The sequence below is a fragment of the Janthinobacterium sp. GW822-FHT07A03 genome, assembly GCF_058798815.1.
This window is the reverse complement of the sequence record NZ_JBXAKW010000004.1, coordinates 570,978-578,967: the sequence shown is the minus strand read 5'-3', so window position 1 is coordinate 578,967 and position 7,990 is coordinate 570,978. Positions and strand designations below refer to the sequence as shown.

The following is a 7,990-nucleotide window of genomic DNA, read 5'->3' as shown; positions in this document are numbered from 1 at the left end:
ACAGGACCGTGAAACAACTTTGCGCCGATGATAGTGCTGCAACCAGTGTGAAAGTAGGTTATCGTCAGGCTTGTTATACGCAGTAGAGAAAAACCCGATCAGCAATGGTCGGGTTTTTTTTCGTCTGGCGCTTTGACCTACTTTCACTGCATACCGGCGTAAAAAAGGCAGCGCCATGCGCTGCCTTTGTCATCGAACGTCGCTTAACTTCCTCGATAAGTCGAATACGACCATGGCGATACCACCAACGGCACGTGGTAGTTCTCATCCGTATGCGCAATGCCGAAGGACAGGGTCACCAGATCGATGAAGCGGGGCGAGGGCAATTCCACGCCTTGGGCGGCGAAATAGTCGCCTGCATTGAACACCAGCTCATATTGACCCACCTTCATGCTGTCGCCTTCCAGCAAGGGTGAGCTGCAACGGCCGTCGCTATTGGTCATATCCATCTTCAATAACACTTTGCCTTCCGGCGCGACTGAAAACAGGGCCACCTTGACGCCGGCTCCCGGCCTGCCGTGGGCGATATCGAGTACATGCGTGCTGAGTTTTCCCATTTGCTATCCTGTATATAGGGTGAGTGAATGTGCTTATCTTGCAAATCATATACCTGCATCAGCGGCTGGCTATATGATTGGGCGTATAACCAACATTGTCTCCTATAGGCGAGCCACCGCATGAGTACTTATGAAAATTATCCGCGCGATTTGATCGGCTATGGCCGCACGCCACCCCACCCTCAATGGCCGGGCAAGGCCCGCGTCGTATTGCAATTCGTCCTCAATTACGAGGAAGGGGCGGAAAACAGCGTGCTGCATGGCGATGCCGCATCGGAAACGTTTTTGTCGGAAATGATCGGTGCGGCGGCTTTTCCCGCGCGTCACCTGAGCATGGAGTCGATTTATGAATACGGCTCGCGCGCCGGACTGTGGCGCTTGCTGCGCATGTTCGAGGAGCGGCGCCTGCCGCTGACCGTATTTGGCGTATCGATGGCCCTGAAGCGCAATCCGGAGGCGGTGGCCGCCTTCCAGGAACTGGGCCATGAAATCGCCTGCCACGGCTTGCGCTGGATTTCCTATCAAAACATGGATGAAGCGACGGAGCGCGAACACATGCACGAAGCCGTGCAGATCATCCGCGAATTGACGGGGACCGCCCCGCAAGGCTGGTACACGGGGCGCGATTCGCCAAATACGCGCAAACTGGTGGTCGAGCATGGCGGCTTCCGCTACGACGCCGATTATTACGGCGATGACCTGCCATTCTGGGAAAAAGTGGCGTACACGGATGCTGCCGGCATGCCGGCCATGCAGCCGCAGCTGATCGTGCCTTACACCCTGGATACGAACGACATGCGCTTTGCCGCCATGCAAGGTTTTAATTCGGGCACACAGTTTTTTGATTACCTGAAGGATGCCTTCGACGTGCTGTACGCGGAAGGCGATCCGAACGGCTTGAACCAGCCCAAGATGCTGTCGGTAGGCCTGCATTGCCGCCTGGTGGGGCGGCCGGGCAGGGCGGCGGCATTGGCGCGTTTCCTCGACTATGTACAGGGCCATGAGCAGGTGTGGATCACGCGCCGCATCGATATCGCCGAACACTGGCATGCGACGCATCCCTGCATTATCTGATGCATATTGATATTGGATGATAAGTAAAATCAGTCTTTACATATAGTTGTCCCATATGCCGGTGTTAATCTCCTATACTGGGACTATACCGAGGCCAGCATGTCAGAACCGATCCGTTTTTACTACCGTGGTGCCGTACAGGAAGTACGCAACGCCGCCCCTACGCAGACTGTGTTGCAGCACCTGCGCGAGGATTTGCATTGCACGGGTACCAAGGAGGGCTGCGCCGAGGGCGATTGCGGCGCCTGCACGGTCGTCATCGGCAGCCTGGTGGACGGCCAGGTCGAGATGAAGGCCGTCAACGCCTGCATCCAGCTCACGCCCACGCTCGATGGCAAGGCCCTGTTTTCCGTGGAGGACTTGCAGCAGCCCGATGGCGCCCTGCATCCGGTGCAGCAGGCGATGGTCGAGTGCCACGGTTCCCAGTGCGGTTTTTGCACGCCCGGCTTTGTCATGTCCTTGTGGGGCATGTATCTGAAGAAAAACGGCGCCACGCCCACGCGCTGCGAAATCGACGATACGCTGTCGGGCAATCTGTGCCGCTGCACCGGTTACCGGCCCATCATCGACGCGGCCAGGCGCATGGGCGAATTGCCGCATGTCAGCTTTGACCGTGATGCCTTGGTGCAACAATTGCAAACGCTGCAGCGCGGCAGCTTGAGCACGTATGAACATGGCGGCCAGCACTTCCACGCGCCGCGCAGCATCGACGAATTGGTGGCGTTGCGCGCGGAAAAGCCGCAGGCCTGCCTGCTGGCAGGTTCCACCGACGTGGGCTTGTGGGTCACCAAGCAACTGCGCGACCTGGGCGACATCATTTATCTGGGCAATGTGGCCGCGCTGAAAACCATCGGCATCGTTGACGGCAAGCTGCAGATTGGCGCCGGAGCCAGCCTCAACGATGCGTATGCGGCGCTGTGCCGGCACTATCCGGACGAATTGTCGGAACTGTGGCAGCGTTTTGCTTCCTTGCCGATCCGCAACGCGGGTACTTTGGGCGGCAATGTGGCGAATGGTTCCCCCATCGGCGACTCGATGCCGTGGCTGATTGCGCTGGGCAGCGATATCGTGCTGCGCGGCCCGGCCGGACAGCGGATCATGCCGCTTGAAAAGTTCTATTTGGGCTATCAGAAGAAAGACTTGCAGCCCGGTGAATTCGTCGAAGCCGTGCGCGTGCCCTTACCCCGTGCCGATGTGCATTTCCGCACGTATAAACTGGCCAAGCGCTTCGACCAGGATATCTCGGCCGTGTGCGCCGCGTTCGCCTTCCAGCTCGACGGCGAGCACATCGTGGATGCGCGCATCGCCTTTGGCGGCATGGCGGCCACGCCGCAGCGCGCCGCGCAGACGGAAGCGTTTTTGCGGGGACAGGCGTGGACGGAAGACAATTTGCTTATCGCCATGCGCCTGCTGGCCGACGATTACGCGCCGCTGTCCGACATGCGCGCGTCGAACAGCTACCGCATGACGACGGCGCAAAACCTGTTGCGCCGCTTCTGGCTGGAAACCCGTCCCGGCGCGCCATTGCCCCCGACGTCCCTCAACGCCTACGCTTGCCGCGCCTGAAAGGACCAGCATGAACCATCCTGCCACGCCCGAACTGCAAGCGGCCGCCTGGAGCGCCGTGGGCAAGCCCAGCCCCCATGAATCGGCGCAACTGCATGTGCTGGGGCAAGCCACCTACACGGACGATATCGCCGAATTGCAAGGCACCTTGCATGCGGCGCTGGGCCTGTCGCAAAAGCCGCACGCGCGCATCACGGCCATGGATCTATCGGCCGTGCGCGATGCGCAGGGTGTCGTCGCCGTCTACACGGCGCAGGACATTCCCGGCACCAATGATTGCGGCCCCATCATCCACGACGATCCCATCCTGGCTGCTGATCTGGTGCAATACGTGGGCCAGCCCATCTTCATCGTGGTGGCCGATACGCACGATCATGCGCGCCGCGCCGCCCGCCTGGCGCAAGTGAGCTATGACGAATTGCCCGCCATCATGACGCCGCAGGCGGCCAAGGCGGCGCAATCGTACGTGCTGCCGCCCATGCAACTTACGCGTGGCAACTACCAGACCGCGTTCGAGAAGGCGCCGCATGTGGTCAAGGGCCAGCTGTATGTGGGCGGGCAGGAACAGTTTTATTTGGAAGGACAGATTTCCTACGCCATCCCGAAAGAAGCGCTGGGTATGCTGGTGCTGTGTTCGACCCAGCATCCGAGCGAGATGCAGCACGTGGTGGCGCATGCGCTGGGCGTGCATTCGCACAATATCACCGTCGAATGCCGGCGCATGGGCGGCGGTTTCGGCGGCAAGGAGTCGCAGTCGGCCCTGTGGGCGGCGGCCGCATCGATTGCGGCAGCGAAACTGAAACGGCCCGTCAAATTGCGCGCGGACCGCGACGACGACATGCTGGTGACGGGCAAGCGCCACTGTTTTTACTATGAGTACGAAGTGGGCTACGACAACGACGGTAAAATCCTGGTCGCCAAGGTCGACATGACCACGCGCGCCGGCTATTCGGCGGACTTGTCCGGCCCCGTCGCCACGCGCGCCGTCTGCCACTTCGACAACACCTACTATTTGTCCGATGTGGACATCCGCGCCGCCTGCGGCAAGACGAATACGCAGTCGAACACGGCTTTTCGGGGCTTTGGCGGGCCGCAGGGCGCCATCGCCATCGAGTACGTGATCGATGAAATCGCCCGTCATTTGCAACGCGACGCGCTCGATATCCGCCGGCTCAATTTCTATGGCCGCAACGATGCGGAAGGGCGCAACGTCACGCCGTACGGGCAGAAAATCGTCGACAACGTGATCCATGAGCTCGTTGCCGAACTGGAAGAGAGCAGCGATTACCGGGCGCGCCGCCGCGCCATCGATGCCTTCAACGAAGCCAGCCCCGTGCTGAAGAAGGGGCTGGCATTCACGCCCTTGAAATTCGGCATCGCCTTCAACGTCACGCATCTGAACCAGGCAGGTGCCTTGGTCCACGTGTACGTGGATGGCTCCGTGCTGGTCAATCATGGCGGCACGGAAATGGGGCAGGGCATCAATACCAAGGTGATGCAGGTGGTGGCGCACGAGCTGGGACTGGACCTCGAATGCGTGCGGGCCACGGCCACCGACACCAGCAAGGTGGCGAACACGTCGGCCACGGCGGCCTCCACCGGCGCCGACCTGAACGGCAAGGCGGCGCAGGATGCGGCGCGGCAGATCCGCGAACGCCTGGCCGATTATGCGGTCAAACTGTACGGCGGCGAAACGGCTGGCGTGAGCTTCTTCGACAAGCACATCCACGTCAATGGCCACGTCGTGCCGTTTGCCGAGCTGGTGCAGAAGGCTTACCTGGCGCGCGTACAACTGTGGTCGGACGGTTTTTATGCCACGCCCGGGCTGTCGTGGGATGCGAAGACGATGACGGGCCATCCGTTTTCCTACTACGCGTATGGCGCGGCCGTGGCCGAAGTGGTTGTCGATACCCTGACGGGGGAATGGAAACTGCTGCGCGCGGACGCCTTGTACGACGCGGGCCAGTCGCTCAATCCTGCGATTGATCTGGGTCAAGTGGAAGGCGCATTTATCCAGGGCATGGGCTGGCTGACGACGGAGCAGCTGTGGTGGAATGCGGCAGGCAAGCTGATGACGCATGCGCCATCGACATATAAAATTCCCGGCATTTCCGATTGCCCGGAAGATTTTCGTGTGAAATTGTTCCAGAACCGCAATGTGGAAGACAGCATCCACCGCTCGAAAGCCGTGGGCGAGCCGCCGCTGCTGTTGCCGTTTTCCGTGTTCTTTGCCATCCGCGACGCCATTTCCAGCGTGGGCCATCATGCCGTGCAGCCACCGCTGAATGCACCGGCCACCAGCGAGGAAATCCTCAAGGCGGTCATGGCCGTGCAAGCGGCCGGCGTGGCCGCGTAGGAGCAGACGATGAGCGACTGGCTGACAGCGATGGACAACGACACGCAGGCATCCGTGCTGGTGACTGTTGCCCTGGTGGAAGGTTCCGGGCCGCGCGAGGCGGGCGCAAAGATGCGCGTCACCCTCGAAGGCCAAGTGGACACCATCGGCGGCGGCCACCTGGAATTGCGCGCCGTGGAAATCGCCAAGACCATGCTGGCCACGGGCGACACCCGCGCGCGGTTCGAACGTTTTGCGCTGGGCCCCAGCCTGGGCCAATGCTGCGGAGGCGTTGTTTATCTTGCCTTTGAACCTGTCGATGCCAGCTTGAACGATGTATTGTCCGCCTTGCGCGAGCGCCGCCAGCAGGATAGCTGGCGCCTGACGGCGCTCGATGGCGACGCCGCGTCGGCCCTGTTCGATGCCGCAGGTAGCTTGATCGCCGGCACGCCAGGCCAGGCGCCCGATACGTTTTCACGCGAACGCAGTACCCATGTGGCGCAGGGGAGTGAAGGGCGGCGCTGGCTGGTCGACCCCTGCCTGGCGCCGCGCGCCCATCTGACCTTGTTTGGCGCCGGTCACGTGGGGGCGGCCATCGTGCGTGCGCTGGTCCACTTGCCCTGCAATGTCACTTGGGTCGATGAACGCGAAGACATGTTTCCCGCGCAACTGCCGGATAATGTGCGCATCGCCGCCACCGACACGCCCGAAGAATTCGTCGCCATGGCGCCGCCGGGCGGCAGTTTTCTTGTCATGACGCATAGCCATGCGCTGGATCAACGCTTGACGCAAGCCATCATGGCACGCGACGATGCGGGCTGGTTCGGTTTGATCGGTTCGCACACGAAACGCAAGCAATTCGAGCACCGCCTGCGGGCGCGCGGCGTGCCGGACCAGCGCATTGCCGCCATGGTGTGTCCGATCGGCATGCCCGGCATCCGCAACAAGGCACCGGCCGTGATCGCCGCCTCCGTTGCCTGTCAATTACTGATGGTGTGGGAGGAAGCGGCCGCTGCCGCCCTGGCCGCACCGCTGCGGCTGGCCTCTGCCAGCGCGCCACCGCGCCGCCCGACACGCGCCGCCATTCACCCGTTATAGAAAGAAGTCATGCCGATTGTTCCTGCCACATTGCAAGCTTACCGTGCCAGCTTGCTGCACTTCCACGCCGATCCTGCTTTCAGCGAGGAGGCGCACGCCTGGCATGCGGATGGCTTGCTGATCGTGGCCGATGGCAAGGTCGTGGCAGCCGGCGATTACGCGCAGCTGCAAGCGACCTTGCCGCCTGGCACGCAGATCGTCGATTACCGGGGCAAGCTGATCGTGCCCGGCTTTATCGATACGCACGTGCATTTCCCGCAGACGGAAATGATCGCCTCGCCCGCGCCCGGCTTGCTGCCATGGCTGGAAACGTACACCTTCCCTACCGAGCGCGCGTTTGAGAATCCCGAGCATGCGCGCGATGTCGCCGAGTTCTTTCTCGATGAACTGCTGCGCTGCGGCACCACGACGGCCATGGTGTATGGCAGCGTGCATCCGCAATCGGTCGATGCCTTCTTTGGCGCCAGCGAAGCGCGCGGCTTGCGCATGGTGGCGGGCAAGGTCATGATGGACCGCAACTGCCCCGAGTTCCTGCGCGACACGGCCGAATCGGGGGCGCGCGACAGCGAAGAGCTGATCCGCCGCTGGCACAAGCGCGGCCGCTCCCTGTACGCGATCACACCCCGTTTCGTGCCGACGTCCACGAATGAACAGATGCATCTGGCGGGCGAGCTGGCGCGCGCTTATCCAGATACGTACTTGCAGACCCACGTGTCGGAAAACGAGGATGAATGCCGCTGGGTGCGCGAACTGCATCCGCAGGCGCGCAGCTATCTTGATGTGTATGACCACTACGGCATGCTGCGCCCGCGTGCCATGTTTGGCCACTGCATCTGGCTCGATGAGCGCGACCGCGCGCGCATGGCGGAAACGTCTTCGGCAGCCGCCATTTGTCCTACATCAAACCTGTTCCTGGGCAGCGGCTTGTTTGATTTCGAGCGGGCCGATGCGGCGAGAGTGCTGCTGTCACTGGCGACGGACGTGGGTGGCGGCACCTCGTTCTCGATGTTGCAAACAATGAACGAAGCCTATAAAGTAGCACGCTTGAAAGGCAGCTACCTGCCCGCCTTGCGCATGTTTTACCTGGCGACCCTGGGCGCTGCACGGGCCATGCAACTGGAAGGCACCCTGGGCAATTTCACTGCTGGCACGGAAGCGGACTTCATCGTGCTCGACAAGCAATCGACGCCGCTGCTCGAGCGCCGTACTGCTCGCTGTCAAAGCCTGGAGGAATTGCTGTTTGCCTTTGCGCTGCTGGGCGACGACCGCGCCGTGGCCGCCACCTATTCGGGCGGGCAATGCGTGCACGTGCGGGGGCAGGGCTGACCTACCCGTTGTTCAACACGAATTATCCTGAGCG

General features: G+C 61.6%; 6 protein-coding genes. 5 read left to right on the top strand and 1 reads right to left on the bottom strand.

What is annotated here, in order from left to right; all coding sequences use genetic code 11:
* Nucleotides 1-203: 203 nt before the first annotated feature.
* The gene (gene uraH, locus AC1RJW_RS14850; RefSeq protein WP_493045579.1) at nt 204-557 is read right to left on the bottom strand and encodes a hydroxyisourate hydrolase; all 354 of its coding nucleotides are present in this window, start codon (nt 555-557) and stop codon (nt 204-206) included.
* Between the two features lie 120 nt (nt 558-677).
* Between uraH and puuE the strand changes: the two genes are divergently transcribed.
* From puuE to guaD, 5 genes are all read left to right on the top strand, one after another.
* A complete protein-coding gene (gene puuE / locus AC1RJW_RS14845; RefSeq protein ID WP_493045578.1) occupies nt 678-1,631 on the top strand; it encodes an allantoinase PuuE in 954 nt (317 codons plus the stop codon).
* A gap of 99 nt (nt 1,632-1,730) precedes the next feature.
* Entirely contained in the window at nt 1,731-3,197 is a 1,467-nt protein-coding gene (gene xdhA / locus AC1RJW_RS14840) for a xanthine dehydrogenase small subunit (RefSeq protein ID WP_493045577.1), read from the top strand.
* Nucleotides 3,198-3,207: 10 nt separating this feature from the next.
* Nucleotides 3,208-5,553, top strand: coding sequence for a xanthine dehydrogenase molybdopterin binding subunit (xdhB, locus tag AC1RJW_RS14835; protein ID WP_493045576.1), 2,346 nt, complete (start codon nt 3,208-3,210; stop codon nt 5,551-5,553).
* 9 nt (nt 5,554-5,562) lie between these two features.
* On the top strand, nt 5,563-6,630 hold the full coding sequence (gene xdhC / locus AC1RJW_RS14830; RefSeq protein ID WP_493045575.1) for a xanthine dehydrogenase accessory protein XdhC: 1,068 nt from the start codon (nt 5,563-5,565) through the stop codon (nt 6,628-6,630).
* Between the two features lie 9 nt (nt 6,631-6,639).
* Nucleotides 6,640-7,956 (top strand): guanine deaminase, encoded by a 1,317-nt coding sequence (gene guaD, locus AC1RJW_RS14825; protein ID WP_493045574.1) that lies wholly within the window; start codon nt 6,640-6,642, stop codon nt 7,954-7,956.
* Nucleotides 7,957-7,990: the final 34 nt, after the last annotated feature.

Coding starts and splice junctions, on each gene's coding strand:
- uraH (WP_493045579.1), bottom strand. CDS start 557: ATGGGAAAACTCAGCACGCATGTACTCGATATCGCCCACGGCAGGCCG.
- puuE (WP_493045578.1), top strand. CDS start 678: ATGAGTACTTATGAAAATTATCCGCGCGATTTGATCGGCTATGGCCGC.
- xdhA (WP_493045577.1), top strand. CDS start 1,731: ATGTCAGAACCGATCCGTTTTTACTACCGTGGTGCCGTACAGGAAGTA.
- xdhB (WP_493045576.1), top strand. CDS start 3,208: ATGAACCATCCTGCCACGCCCGAACTGCAAGCGGCCGCCTGGAGCGCC.
- xdhC (WP_493045575.1), top strand. CDS start 5,563: ATGAGCGACTGGCTGACAGCGATGGACAACGACACGCAGGCATCCGTG.
- guaD (WP_493045574.1), top strand. CDS start 6,640: ATGCCGATTGTTCCTGCCACATTGCAAGCTTACCGTGCCAGCTTGCTG.